This is a genomic window from Myroides oncorhynchi (assembly GCF_020905415.1).
Taxonomy (GTDB): domain Bacteria; phylum Bacteroidota; class Bacteroidia; order Flavobacteriales; family Flavobacteriaceae; genus Flavobacterium; species Flavobacterium oncorhynchi_A.
Genome location: NZ_JAJJMP010000001.1, coordinates 2,611,505 through 2,628,670 on the forward strand (window position 1 = coordinate 2,611,505; position 17,166 = coordinate 2,628,670).

13 protein-coding genes are annotated in these 17,166 nt (G+C 33.1%); 7 read left to right on the forward strand and 6 right to left on the reverse strand.

Annotated features, from left to right (window positions below; translation table 11 throughout):
• Nucleotides 1-3 precede the first annotated feature (3 nt).
• The 5 genes from LNQ81_RS11430 to LNQ81_RS11450 all read left to right on the forward strand — a co-directional run bounded on the left by LNQ81_RS11430 (nucleotide 4) and on the right by LNQ81_RS11450 (nucleotide 8,183).
• Nucleotides 4-771, forward strand: a complete 768-nt coding sequence (locus LNQ81_RS11430; protein ID WP_229946831.1) for a LytR/AlgR family response regulator transcription factor — start codon at nucleotides 4-6, stop codon at nucleotides 769-771.
• Nucleotides 772-1,066: 295 nt separating this feature from the next.
• On the forward strand, nucleotides 1,067-2,251 hold the full coding sequence (locus LNQ81_RS11435; protein WP_229946832.1) for an efflux RND transporter periplasmic adaptor subunit: 1,185 nt from the start codon (nucleotides 1,067-1,069) through the stop codon (nucleotides 2,249-2,251).
• Between the two features lie 46 nt (nucleotides 2,252-2,297).
• Nucleotides 2,298-5,459: an efflux RND transporter permease subunit gene (locus LNQ81_RS11440; RefSeq protein WP_229946834.1), complete on the forward strand. Its 3,162-nt coding sequence runs from the start codon at nucleotides 2,298-2,300 to the stop codon at nucleotides 5,457-5,459.
• Nucleotides 5,460-5,488: 29 nt separating this feature from the next.
• Nucleotides 5,489-6,880, forward strand: a complete 1,392-nt coding sequence (locus LNQ81_RS11445) for an efflux transporter outer membrane subunit (protein ID WP_229946836.1) — start codon at nucleotides 5,489-5,491, stop codon at nucleotides 6,878-6,880.
• Between the two features lie 142 nt (nucleotides 6,881-7,022).
• A complete protein-coding gene (locus LNQ81_RS11450; RefSeq protein ID WP_229946837.1) occupies nucleotides 7,023-8,183 on the forward strand; it encodes an efflux RND transporter periplasmic adaptor subunit in 1,161 nt (386 codons plus the stop codon).
• 151 nt (nucleotides 8,184-8,334) lie between these two features.
• Here the strand turns inward: LNQ81_RS11450 and LNQ81_RS11455 are convergent, their stop codons facing one another.
• From LNQ81_RS11455 to LNQ81_RS11470, 4 genes are read right to left on the reverse strand one after another with little or no spacing between them, the layout of a single operon-like run.
• Nucleotides 8,335-9,228 (reverse strand): hypothetical protein, encoded by an 894-nt coding sequence (locus LNQ81_RS11455; protein ID WP_229946839.1) that lies wholly within the window; start codon nucleotides 9,226-9,228, stop codon nucleotides 8,335-8,337.
• Nucleotides 9,229-9,230: 2 nt separating this feature from the next.
• Nucleotides 9,231-10,151, reverse strand: coding sequence for a DUF6175 family protein (locus LNQ81_RS11460; RefSeq protein WP_229946841.1), 921 nt, complete (start codon nucleotides 10,149-10,151; stop codon nucleotides 9,231-9,233).
• On the reverse strand, nucleotides 10,151-10,627 hold the full coding sequence (locus tag LNQ81_RS11465) for a hypothetical protein (RefSeq protein WP_229946843.1): 477 nt from the start codon (nucleotides 10,625-10,627) through the stop codon (nucleotides 10,151-10,153). The genes LNQ81_RS11460 and LNQ81_RS11465 overlap by 1 nt, the downstream gene beginning before the upstream one ends.
• A gap of 19 nt (nucleotides 10,628-10,646) precedes the next feature.
• The gene (locus LNQ81_RS11470) at nucleotides 10,647-11,546 is read right to left on the reverse strand and encodes a CsgG/HfaB family protein (RefSeq protein WP_229946845.1); all 900 of its coding nucleotides are present in this window, start codon (nucleotides 11,544-11,546) and stop codon (nucleotides 10,647-10,649) included.
• Nucleotides 11,547-11,930: 384 nt separating this feature from the next.
• On the opposite strand from LNQ81_RS11470, the gene LNQ81_RS11475 reads away from it, so the two are divergent.
• The gene (locus tag LNQ81_RS11475; protein WP_229946847.1) at nucleotides 11,931-13,145 is read left to right on the forward strand and encodes a LuxR C-terminal-related transcriptional regulator; all 1,215 of its coding nucleotides are present in this window, start codon (nucleotides 11,931-11,933) and stop codon (nucleotides 13,143-13,145) included.
• 2 nt (nucleotides 13,146-13,147) lie between these two features.
• Nucleotides 13,148-14,341 carry a helix-turn-helix domain-containing protein gene (locus LNQ81_RS11480; protein ID WP_229946848.1) on the forward strand — a complete coding sequence of 398 codons (1,194 nt, stop codon included), beginning with the start codon at nucleotides 13,148-13,150 and terminating at the stop codon, nucleotides 14,339-14,341.
• 38 nt (nucleotides 14,342-14,379) lie between these two features.
• Here LNQ81_RS11480 and LNQ81_RS11485 read toward each other — a convergent pair whose 3' ends face one another.
• A complete protein-coding gene (locus tag LNQ81_RS11485; protein WP_229946851.1) occupies nucleotides 14,380-14,787 on the reverse strand; it encodes a hypothetical protein in 408 nt (135 codons plus the stop codon).
• A gap of 630 nt (nucleotides 14,788-15,417) precedes the next feature.
• Nucleotides 15,418-17,064, reverse strand: a complete 1,647-nt coding sequence (locus LNQ81_RS11490) for a serine hydrolase domain-containing protein (protein ID WP_229946853.1) — start codon at nucleotides 17,062-17,064, stop codon at nucleotides 15,418-15,420.
• Nucleotides 17,065-17,166: the final 102 nt, after the last annotated feature.

The window sequence follows — 17,166 nt, forward strand, 5'->3', positions numbered from 1 at the left end:
TATATGCAGTTGAAAGTTTTAATCGTAGAAGATGAGGTAAGAAATGCAAATAAATTATCTCGGTTGTTACAGGTACTAGATTCGGATATAGAAATAGTGGCTGTGGTAGAAAGTGTAAAGGAATGTGTGGAGTGGCTACAGGATAATGAAGAGCCTTCTTTAATCATGATGGATATACGGCTTGAAGATGGTTTGTGTTTTGAAATTTTTGAACAGATAGAAGTTAAATCACCTGTTATTTTTACTACATCTTATGATGAGTATGCACTTAAGGCATTTAAAGTAAATAGTATTGATTATATAATGAAGCCTGTCCGAGAAGAAGAATTAGAACAGGCCTTGAATAAGTTTAAGACACTCAGGAGTAGTACTCCTATGTTAAGCGAATCTATAAAAGATATTTTAGGTAGCTTACATAAGAAAGAAACTTTTTATAGATCTCGTTTTTTAATACCTTATAAAGATGGTTTTAAAACCGTCAAAGTAGGTGAGATTGATTTTATTTATTCGGAATTAAAAATCACCCATTTAGTACTTAAAGATAAGTCAACGATTATTGTAGGACAAACATTAGAGGAATTAGAAGAGGAACTAGATCCAGTAATATTCTTTAGGGCAAATAGACAGCATATAATAAGTGTGGATAGTATAGATAACATTCAAAATTATCACAATGGAAAACTTAAAGTTAGCTTAGTAAAAGATCCACAGCGTGAAGTGATTATAAGTAGAGAGAAAGCTCCTTTATTAAAGAGTTGGTTAAATAGCTAATAAGCATTAAAATAGTCATTAGAAAAGTCCATATAGTAGAGATGCTATATGGGCTTTTGTTTTGGCTAAGATTATAGGTTATTAGATGTGTTAAGGGTTAAAATATTCTTAATTAACTCACAGTAAAATATAGAGATTAATCCATTGGTAATGTCTGTTTTCTAGTTGCTGATAAATGCTATTTCGTATTAGTAACAAGTTTTGACGTTTCAGGTTCGAATTTTTACGCTTCGAATTAATTATAGAAGTTGGCGTTCTATTTTTTTTGACTTTTGTTGTGTTAAAAGCGTTAGAAATGAATAAAATTTATAGAAGTACGAAAGTTTTGTTTTTAGGAGGACTATTATTTGGTTTATCTGTATTTTTCGTTAGTTGTAAAAATCAGTCAAATGAAGGAGCTGAAGAAGTAGCTGCTTTAGAAGTAAAAACCAATGTAGTGGAGAAAGGTGATGCCTTAGTGTTAAAAAAATATACTGCATCATTAGAAGGAAGAGTTAATGTAGAGGTACGTGCACAAGCTTCTGGGTATATAGAAAAGATATTAGTTGAAGAAGGAAGCTATGTGAAAAAAGGGCAAGCATTAATGCTAATTGATGCTCAACCTTACCGCATACAACTAAATAATGCCAATGCTAGTTTAAGAGCAGCGCAGGCAGCATTAGTCAATGCACAGTTAGAAAAAGATAAAGTACAGTCTTTATTAGATAATAAGTTCGTATCACCAATACAGTTAAAAACAGCAGAGGCAGTCTTAGACAATGCTAAGGCTAATGTAGCTCAAGCTCAGGCAGCTGTAGCAGAGGCTAAGTTAAACTTAAGCTACTGTACAATCACCGCTCCAGTAGATGGGTTCTTAGGACGTATTACTAAACGTGTAGGAAACTTAGTAACAGCAGGTGAGGCAGAAGAGTTAACTACGATGTCTGATATCTCTCAGATGTTTGCTTATTTTTCATTGACAGAAGCAGATTATTTCAACTTAATTAAAGAGAATGGTTCTGCTGAGAATGTATTGAAGATGCCTATTGAATTAGAATTGAGTAATGGAGATAAATATCCTATCACAGGTAAAGTAGATGTAATCAATGGAGAATTTGATGCTGGGACTAACTCTATTAGTGTACGTGCCGTATTTGATAATCCAGATCGATTATTGAGAAATGGTGGTACAGGTATCGTTAATTTAATGGCTACACATAGAGATGTGGTACAGGTACCTATCGCTGCAACGGCTGATTTACAGGATAAAATATTTGCTTATGTAGTGAATAAAGATAATACTGTAGATCAAAGACAATTAAAGATTATCGGTAAGAACCTCCATACTTATTTTGTAGAATCAGGTGTTAAGCAAGGAGAAACTTTAGTGACTACAGGTGTGGATAAATTACAAGATGGTATGTCTATTGCTGTAGTAACAACGCCAACTAAGAGTGCTGGAGGGAATGTAGAGCCACAAACAGCTAAAGCAAGTGAGTAAGCAATCTTAAAAAGATTCTTTATTTTAATTAAAACAAACAGAACAAATGCTTAAAAAGATAATACATAGACCTGTATTGGCTACAGTTATATCTCTTATTATAGTAATATTAGGGGCAGTAGGTTTAACACAGTTACCTATCGCTCAGTTCCCTGATATTGCACCTCCAAGTGTTTCGGTTATGGCTTCTTATCCAGGAGGTAATGCTGAGACTGTATTAAAGTCAGTAGTGACACCCTTAGAAGAGGTTATTAATGGGGTAGAGAATATGACTCACATAGAGTCTACAGCAAGTAATGATGGTACTGCTTCTATCACAGTATTTTTTGATTTAGAAACAGATCCTGATCAAGCCGCAGTAAATGTCCAAAATAGAGTAGCTCAGGTAACTGGTATATTACCAGCAGAGGTGCTACAAGCAGGGGTAATTACACAAAAGGAACAGCGTGGTATGATTATGATTGTAGATCTTATCAGTGATGATGCATCACTATATGATGAGACGTTCGTACAAAACTATGCTCGTATTAATTTAGTACGTGAGTTGAAACGTATTAAAGGAATTGGTAAAGTTCAGTTATTCGGTGAGAAAGATTATGCTATGCGTGTGTGGCTTGATCCTCACAAATTAGCAAATAGAGGTTTAACTCCTAAAGATGTAGAGCGTGCTATCCAGAGTCAAAGTATGGAGGTAGCTGCAGGTAACTTAGGGCAGAATGCAGGTGGTGCAGTACAGTATACTCTGACATATCCAGGTAAGTATAATACTCCAGAACAGTTTGAGAATATTGTGGTTCAGGCTGATAAGAGTGGTAATGTGTTGTACTTAAGAGATTTGGCTCGTATTGAATTTGGTGCAGTAGCTTATGATGAGGAGAATAAGATCAATAGTTTGGACGCAGTGAGTATGATGATTTTCCAAACAAAAGGATCAAATGCTAATGAGATTCAAGCAGAGGTATATAAAGTACTAGAGGATTTAACACCTCAGTTGCCTAAAGGGTTAAGATATAACGTAACTTTTGCTAATAAAACACAATTAGATGAGTCTATTAATCAGGTGAAGACTACTCTAGTGGAGGCATTCTTATTGGTATTCTTGATTGTCTATATTTTCTTACAAGATTTTAGATCGACAATCATACCTGCAATAGCAGTACCTGTATCGTTAATCGGTACGTTCTTCTTCTTGAATTTATTAGGGTTCTCAATTAATATGTTAACGTTATTCGCATTAGTACTAGCCATTGGTATTGTCGTCGATGATGCCATCGTGGTAGTGGAGGCAGTCCATAGTACGATGGAACTCGAGGGCTTAAATGCAAAAGAGGCTACGTCTAAAGCGATGAGTGAGATCTCTGGGGCGATTATATCTATTACATTAGTAATGTCTGCAGTATTCTTACCAGTAGGGTTTATGGAAGGACCAGTAGGGGTGTTCTATAAGCAGTTTGCCTATACGCTGGCGATAGCTATTATGATTTCGGCAGTTAATGCCTTAACATTGAGTCCTGCGTTATGTGCTCTTTTATTAAAGAATCATCATCATGACTTAGAAAATACAGGAGAAGTAAAGAAGAACGGGTTTAAAACTAGATTCTTTAGATCATTTAATGCTGGATTTACTTCATTGACTAATAAGTATATCGGTGGTGTTAAATTCTTAATCAAAAGAAAGGTACTTAGTTTATGTATTCTAGTGGGATCTATCGTAGGTATGGTATTGTTAATGAATAGCACATCTAAAGGGTTTATTCCTAATGAGGATCAGGGATTTGCGATGTTTGCTCTTTCGTTACCTCCGGGTTCTTCTATTGATAGAACTGCTAAAGTATTAAAAGAAGGTGATGAGATTATGAGAAATCATCCAGCTATTAAGGCAGTAACTACTATCTCAGGGTTTAATATTTTAGGTAATGCAGCCAGTCCAGCTTATGGAATGGGGTTCATCTCATTTAAAGATTTAAAAGACAGAGGAGATGTAAAAGATATAAATGAATTAATCGCACAGTTAAATAAAGACTTAGAAGTATTAAAAGAGGGTGATTTTTATGTGTTTGCTAACCCTACAGTACCAGGATTTGGAGACTTTGATGGATTAGAATTAGTAGTACAAGATAAAAGAGGGGGAAGTATAGATGATTTCGCTAATGTGGTGAATCAGTTTAATAAGGATTTAAGTGAGACAAATGAGGTGTTAAGTGCATTCACGATGTTTAAAGCTGATTTCCCAATGTATAAAATAGTAGTAGATCCTGTAAAAGCGAAGATGCACGGTGTAGATGTAAGTGATATGATGAGCGCAGTACAGTTATTCTATGGATCTGCACAGGTAAATGACTTTAACCGTTTCGGAAAACAGTTTAAGGTATTTGTACAAGGAGATTCACAGTTTAGAGCGGATGAAGAGTCGTTTAAGACAATCTATGTGACGGCTGGATCAGGTGAGATGATACCAATTAGTTCATTAGCTCACTTAGAGAAAGTGTATGGACCTCAGGCTATCAGTAGACATAACTTGTTTAACTCTATCGCTGTCAATGGTATTATCAATCCAGGTACAAGTACTGGAGATGCAATGGCAGCTGTAGAGAAAGTGGCAGCAGAGAAATTACCTGCAGGATATGGAATTGAGTGGTTAGGATTAAGTAAGGAAGAGAAGAAATCAGGAGGACAGATGGCATTCATCTTTGGACTATCATTATTATTCATTTATTTTATTTTAGCGGCACAATATGAAAGTTATATCTTACCATTAGTAGTATTATTATCATTACCAGTAGGTATTATGGGAGTATTTATAGCTATAGGTTCAGTGGGTATTGCAAATAATATTTATGTACAGGTGGGACTGATTATGCTGGTCGGCTTGCTGGCGAAGAATGCTATTCTGATAGTAGAGTTCGCAGTACAGAAACGCCAAGGAGGAATGAGTATCGTAGATGCAGCAGTAGAAGCATCACGCTTACGTCTTCGTCCTATCTTAATGACATCATTTGCGTTTGTAGCAGGTTTGATACCATTGATGTTTGTTCAAGGTTCTTCAGCACAAGGAAACCACTCTATTAGTATTGGTACTGCAGGAGGGATGATCTTTGGGGTTATATTGGGAATATTTGTTATCCCATTCCTTTATGTATTCTTCCAATATCTTCAAGAGAAAATTAGTGGGAAGGCACCAGAACAACCAGAAGTATTAGAAGACTAGTATTTCAACAGACTATAATTAATTAGAGAATGAGAAAAGTAGTATATATAGTAATAGGTTCAATGTTATTCACTGCATGTAAAGTAGGGAAAAACTATGAAAGACCATCTGTAGAAACACCAAAGCAGTTTTATAGTGAAACTGCTTCGGATACTATAGCTAATGATTTGGCACAGTTAGGATATGAGCAATTCTTTAAAAATGAAGAGTTGACTGGATTAATCACAATTGCGTTAGAGCGAAATACTGATTTGCAATTAGCAATAAAGAATATAGAGCAAACAAAATTGTTATTCACTCAATCTAAGATGGCTTTATTACCTCAATTGTCAATGAATGTTGGGGCTAGTAGAACAGAGTCTTCTAAGAATAGCTATTTAGCTGCCAATGATGCAGGGCGTATTAACGATGATTTTAATGCAAGACTTGATTTATCATGGGAAGCAGATATATGGGGGAAGATTAGAAGAGAGAAAGAGGCTGCTCTAGCAACTCTAATGCAGACAGAAGAAGTAAAACGCGCTGTGCAAAATAGATTAGTAGCTGAAGTAGCGACTAGTTATATCAACTTGCTAATGTTAGATGAACAACATAAGATAGCTAAAGAAGGAATTGTCTTACGAGAGAATACTTATTCTCTAACAAAGAAGATGTTCGAAGTTGGTAATGAGACTATCGTAGCTGTACAACAAGCAGAAGCACAATGGTTAGAATCTAAAGAGCTTTTGCCACAGATAGAACAGGAGATAGCTCTACAAGAAAGTGGATTGAATTTGCTTTTAAATAAGTACCCGCAGGCGATCTCTCGCTCTGTTGTAATAAGTGATTTAAATTTCATTACGGATTTAAATACAGGAGTACCTGCGGATTTTTTAAGTAATCGTCCTGATGTACAGATAGCAGAGTATGCTCTAAAGGCTGCTAATGCTAAAGTAGGTGCTGCCCAGGGGCAGATGTATCCTAGCTTAGTTATCTCTGCACAAGGAGGGTTTAATGCTTTTGAAGTATCTAATTGGTTTAGTGCACCAGCATCTTTATTTGGTATGGTAGCAGGTGGATTAACACAACCGTTATTTAATCAAAAGAAATTAAAGACTGCTTATGAGATAGCTGTTTTAGAAAGAGAAAAAGCAGGTATTGACTTTAAGAATAAAGTAGTAGTAGGATTTACAGATGTACATAATGCATTGGTAAAAATAGATAAGATTTCTCAAAAAGAAGAAGTAATGCAAAAGAGAGTGGATATATTGAACACTTCTCTTACCAATACTAAATTTATGTTTGAGATGGATAAGGCATCTTACTTAGAGGTTGTTAATGCACAAGGTCTAGCATTGCAAGGTAATTTAAACTTTGCAGAGTTAAAGAGAGATTATTTAGCATCTCTAGTTGACTTGTATAGAGCTTTAGGAGGACATTAATACTATAAGTAGATTTTTGATTGAGGATTAAACCAATATTGTTCGCAATATTGGTTTTTTTTGTATAGTAGGGTGTGTTTGGTTTGTTTTTTTTTCTGTCCTTTGCATCAGTTAGTTATCTTTGTAACGACAAGAATGATATATGAATAATAAAAGTGTTAAAATACAGCAAGTTGTAATGACTGTACTAAGTGTGGCTTTCTTAGTAGGGGTGGGGTATTATGGTAATAAGAATAAACACAACGAAGGAGGAGAATCAACTGAAGTAGCCGAAGTAGAAAAGGTAGCTGATCATCATATTGAAGAGCAAGTAGCAGAAAGTGAAGTACTGTCTGAAGAAGCTAAAGAAGAGGAGAAAATAGAAGTGTTAGCACCATCAGTCTTAGTGTTAAATAGTAAATACCATACTTATACTAGAGAATATGTTGCAAAAGTGAAGATGAAATATCATACACCTGTTAAGGAGACTCTCGAAGGACGTGTAGTATCTGTACTGGCTAAGGAAGGACAATTAGTCTCTGATGGTCAAGTGATGTATGAAGTAGAAGTAGGTAATCTACAAATATCTAAGAAAGAAAAAGACAGAGAGCTTAGTGAATATAAGAGCCTAAAGAAAGATATAGAACGCGCTGAGAATAAAATGCAAAAGTTAGCAAGAAAGGATACTGTGGCATTCTTAAAACAACGTCAGTTAGTTGAAGATATGCGTGTAGAGCTAAAGACGCTTAATGAGAGTATTAATGGAGGGGATAAGAAGTATACAAGATATTCTATAAAGGCAGAGCGCGAAGGTATTGTGAGAAACTTAAGTATAAAAGTAGGTGATATGTTGTCTGCTAATGATAAGAATACGCTATATAGCCTAGTGGGATATGATGTTTACTTTGATGTTCCTACAAGCGAATTGCCTCAATGGAAAAGAGGATTGTCTACTGATAATGCCAATACTGTAGTGAGTTCTTTTGAAGGGATAGGAGGACAGCGTATTGCGTTTAAACTGAATTTTAAAGGAGATAGTGAGATTGTCTTTATTGATAGATCAACTCAGGTGTTAGAAAACCTTAGATTTAAGGAGGATGGCAGTATAGATAATAAGATTATTTTATCTATTGTGTATAAAGATGTTATAGAGATACCGATGTCTGCTATAAATACCGATGCAGAGGGTAAGCAAGATATTACTGTACTAAACACAGCAGGAGAGAATATGACGAGAAGTATTAATCCTATTCGCAAGTATGCATCTTACGTATTAGTAAGTGATAGTACATTAGAAGGGGTGTCTATTCGAAATAATAAATAAGCTTTTAAGCATAAATAAAACGAGTCGCTATTAACGACTCGTTTTTTGTTTTATGCTTTTTAGTAAGTGATGTTTTTAAAACAAAAAACTGTAATTAGAATACAATAGCTTCGCTAATTTTGATTATATTATTCAATAAACAAATCAATTATTATTCTTGTATTGTTAAGCTGATTGAATTAACCTCTTTGGCAATTATCTCCATTTTTTGCAAGTCTGTTAATTTACTGAACTTAAGTTTTTCCATTTCGAAGTTGCGTATTGTTGCCTCATCTATTTTATTACTAATTCCGTTTATTAATGAAGTGGCAGAATCATAACACGTAGTATTTGTTTCTACAAATTGTAAATAATACAAAGCTTTATTATAGTTCCTTTTTGCTTCTTCGTTAAGAGCCTTTTGTACCATTGCTCTACAACTTTCTTCTTTTGAGTCTAAAAAAATCTTAGTTATTATTTGTTCAGATTCTTTGTAACAAGAAGTAGTTTCAGGTACATAGCTAAGATAATTAAAGGCTTTTAAGTATTCTTTTCGCTCTATATTTACTTTAACTGTATTGAGTACAGTAGAGCAATTTGATTCATAGAATGTTACAATATTTTGATTACTTTGTTCAAAGAAAGTCTTTATCTTTTTTTCTTTTCTAAACTGTATTAAGGCTTTATCAATTGCCTCAGAGTTATCCTCTGCAGTGATGATGTAAGAATGTCTAAATCGGTTAAATATAGACCTATCATCTTTACCTTGTGAGGTTAACCCTATTTCTAGTTTAATGACTTTAACGACTTGTACCTCTCCAGCAGTTTGTTCACTAATAATAGTAATTGAAGGAATAATGACAAAAGGACTTTGATTTGAAAAAAGAGAACCTCCTGTATAGTTTTGTTTGAGAATCTCATTTAGATCTTCAAGCTGTGATTTACTAGCTACTTGTTTTTTAGCTGGCTCTTCTATTATATAATTAGCTTGGTACTCCTTATTTTGTCCCAATGTAACAATTGACCAAAAAAGGAAAAAGAGTAAAGTATGTACTTTGTATTTCATTTTTATTGTTTAATAGTTACATACATTTTTTGACCGTGTATATTTCTTGTAGCTTGTACTCCTTTAGAACGAAGATATCTTATTACTTCTGTAGCGAAGCGATTTAGATTGTATGGTTTATTGGTATCTTGATCATAAAGAGGTATTCTTACCTCGTCAAAAAGCATTTTATTATCTAAAATACCTGATAAATTAGCTCTTCCTTTATAAGCATTTGTTGCTATCCAATCTTCTATTAATTCGTTTAGATATTCACCTGATGCTAGAGCACTGTCAAAGTCGATTGTCGCATTTTCATCTAGATTAAACTCTACTGTAGTAGCTCTACCGATCTCACGTATTTCATCTGTTTTAACCATTAATGTATTTAGAAATTCTTCTTGAATACGTTCAAAAGCCTTTGATATTAATTTCTCGTAGTCATTACTTACAAATTTACTAGTACCAGTCTTATTAGAAAAACTGGCACCTGTATGAGTTTCAAAAGCTGTAAGGTTTAATACTGTATTAGTACCTGTCTGATCTGTTGTTACTTGAACATCTACTTGGACATAGAAATCGGCACCTGATGTAGTTAATAGATCAGATTTAAAGCTAGATTGCCTATCTGTTGTGAATGCAGCATTAGCTTGTGCAGCTCTAAGGTTAGCTACAAAGTCAACGGTAGACCATCCACGCTGGTCAAAAGCTTCTTTTACTTTAGAAACAGCTGTTCTTATATAAGGGTTATCATCTAAAACAGTTCTAATATCTTCATTTTGTTTGTTATAGGGTATAACCATTATTTTAGCAGCAGCTCTAACTGACTCTTCACTTCTAGTACCTGCGATAGTAGGTGCTTGTGAGAAGGCGTATTCGCTACTAACAAAGACCATCAGCATAAGTATTAATAGAGATAGATATTTACTTTTCGTATTTGGCATTAGAACCCTATTTTATTGATTATTTTATTATCTTCTAATTCTTTTCTCAACATATTATAGTTTAAGGTAAATACAGAAACAGCACTTACACAATTGCTTTTTTGTGCACAGTCATAAAAATCACTCTTAGAGTCAGTCACAAAACGCTGGTATCCACTACTCCAGAATTTATCAAAGAAAGCTTTGTGTTTACTTTCAACAGCAATACCCTGGCGAATAATAGGATTTTTAAAGTCAGTACCAACAAATCCAAAGTATAAGAGTTGTTGAATTGCTTTTTTATGAGCAAGTTTTACAGCATCTTCTTTAGACTTTCCTTTTTTGCCGTCCACTTCATCTCCAATACCTCTTAGAGTAAGAGAGCCTTGTGTAGTATGGTTAACTAACTGTGAATCTGAATATGGGCTGTACATTTTTTTTGCACAACTACCTAATAACAATGATACTATTGCTATTGTAAAATAAATTTTTCTCATAGGTTTAAAATATTAAGGGTTATCTTGTTATAACTTTAAAAAGAGCATTATTGTCACGGAGTTTTTTAAATGTTTTTTCTGAGTTTAGGATTATTCCATCAGCGAAATAAGGATCTTCTACCTTGATGATACAACCAGTTGCTATTTTTTGAGTTCGTTGTACATTACGCTCTCCTATTGTTACTTCTGTAATGTTCATTATATCTATCATTTGACCAGGAAGAAGACCTACATTACTTCCAGCAGATATTGTTAACGCATTTTTGTTTTTACCATCCCAGTTTGTAATATCTAAGGTCAATGGGAAGTGTTTTGTAGTGAATGCTTTTACATTATCACTAAGACGTTCTAAAGCTATAATAAAAGCATCTTCTTGATGTTTTTGTACTTTCTGTAGTCTATCTTGGCGTGCATCAAACTCTTTTAGTTCTTTTTTTTGGATACATTTAGACCTAGCATCTTGAACTGTTTTTTCAGGATTGATATATTCACTGTTTATATTTGATGTAGCTAATATTTCGCCTGTAGACACATCTAAAACTTTTATTTGTACCTGTAACATTGTTTCCCAATCTTTCTTGTTGTTAGTATGTCTAACCCCTAATATACTTGGCGAGATAAGATAACTTGCCCCTTTGCTAATACCATCTGTAATGACATCATTACTGTCCATAAAAGATTCGGTTCTTTGAAGTTTCTTTTCTACCTCTATTTCTGCTAATTTATCTCTGTCTACTACTGTAAATTTTTTAGCTTCCACAAAGGAATTTAATATTGACTCTTGTATGATTCTAGCATTAGAGGTAGAGATTGTTTCAGAGTCATAAGTAATTGGAATAAATGCTACGCTTATTTTGTTTTGAGCTAGTGTTTGTATACAAGTTAAGATCAAAAACAATAAGGTTACAGTTGTTTTCATATTGATTTATTTAAAAGATTTGCTGTTTGCAAAACTCGCTAACAGTTATGCTAAAACAAGTTTTCAAGTAGGTAGTTAAAGGGTAGTTCTTTATTTGATACGCTTTTGGAGAATGACTACCCACGGGTAGTCTGTTATTTATCTATTTGAAGTTTAATTAGTTGTTTTCGATTAAAGTAATTGCTTGCTCTATTTGATAAAGAATGGTATTACTCTATGGATATGAATAATGTGTATACAACTCGGTGTTTTAAGCTCATATTTTCTAATAATGAAGACAGATATCTTACGTATAATTATATAATGTGAACTTTTGTTGTTGTTAATCGTAGTTTTCTTGTTTGTAATTATATATTTTTGCCCGAGTTAATTTGTATTACAGTTATGTCAACTAATTTGTTGTTTAGAATAGTTGGATCTATTTTTCTTTTCTGCTGTATAGGAAAGTGCTTTTCCCAATCTTATAATTTTGAAGAAATATCTAAAGATGTTACCTCGTTTAATAATGTAGGTAAATATGATGATACCATTATCTTATTAGAAGAAGTTATCGCTAATGAGAAAGCTACTGCAGATGAGAAGTATCAAGCTTATTTTTTGAAATATATTACTTATAAGCGTTTGTTTAGTTACGATAAAGCTCAAGCAAATTTAGAATTGGCATTCCAAGAAGGACTTAAAAGTAATCAAAATAGAGAACAGATTAAGGCAAAAGTAAAACTGGAAAGGCTCTTTGTGGCTTTTGATCTATTAAAATTTGATGAAGTTATAAGTGTGTTAGATGATATTACAGAACAGGACTTAAGGTATATATCGCCTAATACACATGCTTTTTATTTAGCTGTGTTAGCAGTAATGCAGAGTAAAGCAATGAATTTTAGTAAGGCGATAGAGTACTTAGATGAAGCTATAATACTATTAGAGGAGAATAAGCCAGAAGATCTTCCATTAATGTATCGTAAGAAGATAGATATATATAGGCAAATGAATCAATATGACAAAGCTTTAGAGAGTTTTGATCAGGGGCTTTATTATGCTAAGAAGTATAATATGGATATTTATATTTTAAACATGTATTACGACTTGGCTTATTTTTATAATCAAATTCAGGATTATGATAATGCGATAATAACTCAAGAAATATGTAACTTGCTTGCAAAACAGTATGATGAAAGAACAGTTATAGGGCGCTTAAATGTGTTAGAAAAGGAATTGTATGCTAATCGTATAGAAAGTGAGAAACATGAAGATTTGCTCTCTATTGCGTTACTTGTAGTCATTTCTCTTTTAGTTATAGCGATATTGTATTTGCTGTATAAGTATACCCTTAAGACTAAACAGCGAAAAGAGACTTTAGAATCCAAGAACGATGAATTAAGAGTTAATATAATGTCTTTATTGTCTGAATCTAATCAACAACCACATAACGATCCAATATTACAATTAACTGAGCGTCAATCTGATATTGTCAAATTGGTTAAAGAAGGCAAAACGAATAAGGAGATAGGAGACAAGATACATATCTCAGAAAATACAGTCAAGTATCATTTAAAAAATATTTATAAAGTGTTAAGTGTCAACAGTAGAGAAGAACTTTAGTTATGAAAAATAAGATATTGCTTATCGTGTTGTTTTTTGTAAGTTCAGCTATCTTGGGGCAAACAGTTGATCTTATAAAGCTTGCTGAAGAAATAGAACAAAATAATATAGCTCTAGACTACAAGAAATCAATTATTAGACTTCATAAAATTATAGCAGACAAGAATAGTGGAGATATAGACAAGAGTATTGCTTATTATCAAAAATATCAGCTTTTTAAACGACTTGCTATTTATAGTGAAGCTCTAGTAAATCTGGACGAAGCTTTTGCTTATGGCAAAATGACTGACAGTAAAGATCTAATTACCATAAAGTATGAACTTGAAACGGCAAGTACTTATTGTGAAAAATTAGAGTATAAACAAGCTCTATCAAGGTTTAATAACCTAAAAGTTGATGCAATTCTTTTAGAAGGAAGTGATTTAGGATTATACCTTTTTTTAAAGGGGATAGATGCCCTAGAAAGAACTTTAGTGTATCGGGATGCCGTAGATTATTTTATGAAGTCTATAGAAATCTTTAAAGAAGTATATCCTCAGTATTTACCGGTTGTTTACAAGGAATTATTGAGAGCTTATGCCTTTTTAGGACAGCATAATGACGTTGTAGATAGTTATCAAAAGGGCATTGCTTATGCAGAGCAGTTTCAGTGGAGCAGTGAGCTTATACAATTGCATCGCTTTATGGCAATTTACTATCAACAAATAGGAGAGAACAAAAAGAGTCTAAGCACAAGTAGTTTAGTTTTAGCACTGGCAACGAAGTATGATACTGTTAATCTAAGTAGTTCACTAAATATTCTAGAGAAGCAATTACTAGAAGAAGATGCTGCATTAAACAAGAATACGGGTATTCAGAAAGCTTTACAAGCTTTCTTAGCAATAGCTTTTGCTTGTATAGTAGTTTATTTACTGCTGTATAGACGTAATCTTGTCAAACATAAACAAGTACTTAAAGAAAATGAGACTCTTAGAGTGAATTACGAATCTTTAAGTGTGCAAGATAAGCACGTTATAGATATTGACAACAAAGAGCTAACCACTAGGCAAAAAGAAATCGTATTACTTGTTCAAAAGGGAAAAACAAATAAAGAAATAGCAAGTGAATTGTTTGTCTCTGAAAATACAGTTAAGTATCATTTAAAGATTATTTACGAAGTACTAAAGGTAAAAGGGAGAACAGATTTATTAGTATAGAAATCTTGCTTACAATATCATTAATTAGGTATATAGTATTAACGACTTGTTTTTTGTTTAAGCTTTTTTAGAATGATGTTACCATTTAAGTAAGATATTTTAAATACCCCTAAACTTGTATTCTGAATAGGATTAGGGATGTCACAATAGTTATTAGCCTCTACTGTCTTAACGAAGATACTGATGTTGTCTTGTGACAACTTATATGTCCCTTTAGTAGTAATGAAACAATCATTGCCACAAGGCCAAGCGTTGTAGTTCTCAAAAGTATCTATTTCGGTAAAGTTGATAAATGTTCCAAAGATATTATCCCCTTTTGGAGTAAGAATATATTCTTCTATTTCGGTAGTATAGATAATCTTATCTATCGCCCAAGTACCTGTAAGATCTTGAGCATATCCTGATGTAAGACACAAGCCAAGAATTAGAATAAACAGTTTTTTCATATACTGACTAGTTTATTATATAAACGTAAAAAAGGTTGTTTTAGTTTTAATCGTTTATTAATAATTTGATTTATAGAAGCGTAAAAGGTGCGCAAAAATCACCATGCTACTTTGCGCACCGAATTAGTCGTAAAGATTATGCTTATTTAAAAGAAGTAGTGGGAAGTGAATCCTTGAATTATAGTAGGGTGAAAAATAAGATTTAATTGTAAAACCATTGATATTATTGAGGTTGTGTAACCTTTATACAACCCCTTCAACACTTCTTCAACATTACCACAACATTGTTCTATTATAAGTCCTTTTTATTGAAGGATTCTTGCCCTAATCTTGATGAGCTCTTGTCTCAAATAAATTGCTAAGTTCTCAGCTTTTGATTATGACCCCTATGTGAATTCAAGTCATCAATACAACAGTAGCCATTTGTTCTCTTTTTCTTTTCCATTTAATTAGTTGTCTGAAATGTACGTTGTGTTTTAGACCGCTTGCACATAAAGGTTCTGGGCTTTGAGATGGTAGGACTAGCACAAAACTTCAATTTTGCACAACAAGTTGGCTCGAAGAACTGCACTTGAATTTTGTAGTTTTGCTCCACTATTGCAACCCCCTTGTTGTTATATGCCGTTTTTATCATTTTGTTATTGCTTCTATTAAATAGTTCTGCATTATTTTGTCAACTTGTTTGTGTCCATAAGGCGTGTTATATGCAGTTGAAGTAATTACAACTACAATTGGAAAGTCTTTGAAGATAAAAATTCTATTTCCACCATTTCCACTTGAATAATATACTTCGTAATTTACTCCATTCACTTTGTAGGTCTTATTCCAAAAAAGATAACCATAATATTCATCCTCGGAAATTGCCATTTGATGTGAAAAGCTTTTTGCTATCCAACCTTTTGATAGAATTTGTTTTCCATTCCAAGTACCTTGATTTTTATATAATTGTCCAAATTTTGCATAGTCCAAGGAACGCAATTGAACACTCCCTGCTGTATTCGCAACGTTTTGAGGTGTAAATTGCCATTTATAGTGTGTAATTCCTAATGGTTTGAATAACTTCTCGTTTGAGTATTTCTCTAAACCATTTGGAACAGATTTATGAATTATGTCGCCGAGGACAACAACTCCTGCGGTGAAGTAATCCCATTGTTTATTTGCCACTTTTGATTTGTCAACTGGAAGATTTAAAGCAAATTCAACCCAATTTTTTGTTGGGTACATATTTTCTTCGTTTCCTGGTGATTCCGAGTTCATATCAGAACCGTCAAAAGCAGAGCTCATTGTAAGTAAATCTTTTAAAGTAATGCTGTCTTTTGCTGTGGAATAATTTTGAAAGGTATTGAGTTTGTAAAATTCATTTAAGATTTGTTGTTCGCTTTTAATGTAATTATCTTGTATGGCTATTCCCAAAAGCGTTGAGGCAAATGATTTGCCCACAGACTTAGTATCGTGAAGTGTTTTTCTTTGTGCACCATTAAAATACTCTTCAAGTAAAAGTTTTCCATCTTTTAAAACTACAATACTCGTTATATATTTGAAGTTTTGTTTACCAATTTTTCGATTAAGTTCCTCAATTTTTGCAGTATCAATTTGACTTGTAGAAACTTTAAAGTCTTTAAGTGGTTTAATTTTTTGAACTTTAACAAGTCCTTCGTTGATTTTTATTTCGGGAACAATAATTTTCATTTCTCCTTCTGCAATTATGTTTCCAAGTAAAGTTTCATTAAATTGTAGATAAGGTCTAATTTCAATTTTAAGTAAATGTTCTCCATCAATTAAAGCGTCCTGACCACCATTTCCATAAAATCTATTCCAAAGAAACCTTCCCCAAGAATCTTCATTAGTTGAACTTATTAAAGGAACTCTGAAAACATTTCTTAGATTTTTACTCTCTATACTTCCTGCCCCAACATTCAAGTTTTCAGTATATACTTTTTTGTTGTCAATATAGAAAGTGAATTGATAATTTCCGCTTTTTGTTAGCTCGTCTATCGATAATTCGGGTGCTAGTAAATGCAGATAATTTGTCAACGAGTTATCCAAAAAAACTCTAATATCTAGATCAGTATTTTCTTTAAACTCAAATGTTGTTAAGAAGTCAGTTTGTGTAAAAGTTTCAATTGGAACGACTTTACTCATAAAAGCAATCTTTCCAATATTTGCTTTGTGAATTGAATAAGTTATACTGTCGCACTTTACAATGTTAGTTGTCTGCCCAAACAGTTGAATTGTTGTTAGAATAATCGTTACTAATAATGTGAGTTTTTTATTCATTATTTCTGTTTGTTAATTTTTAGCACGGTCGTCTTTTAAAATGATGTATAATATTATTTTTCACAAAATAAAACACGGTATTGTTTCGTAAAACTCCAACTA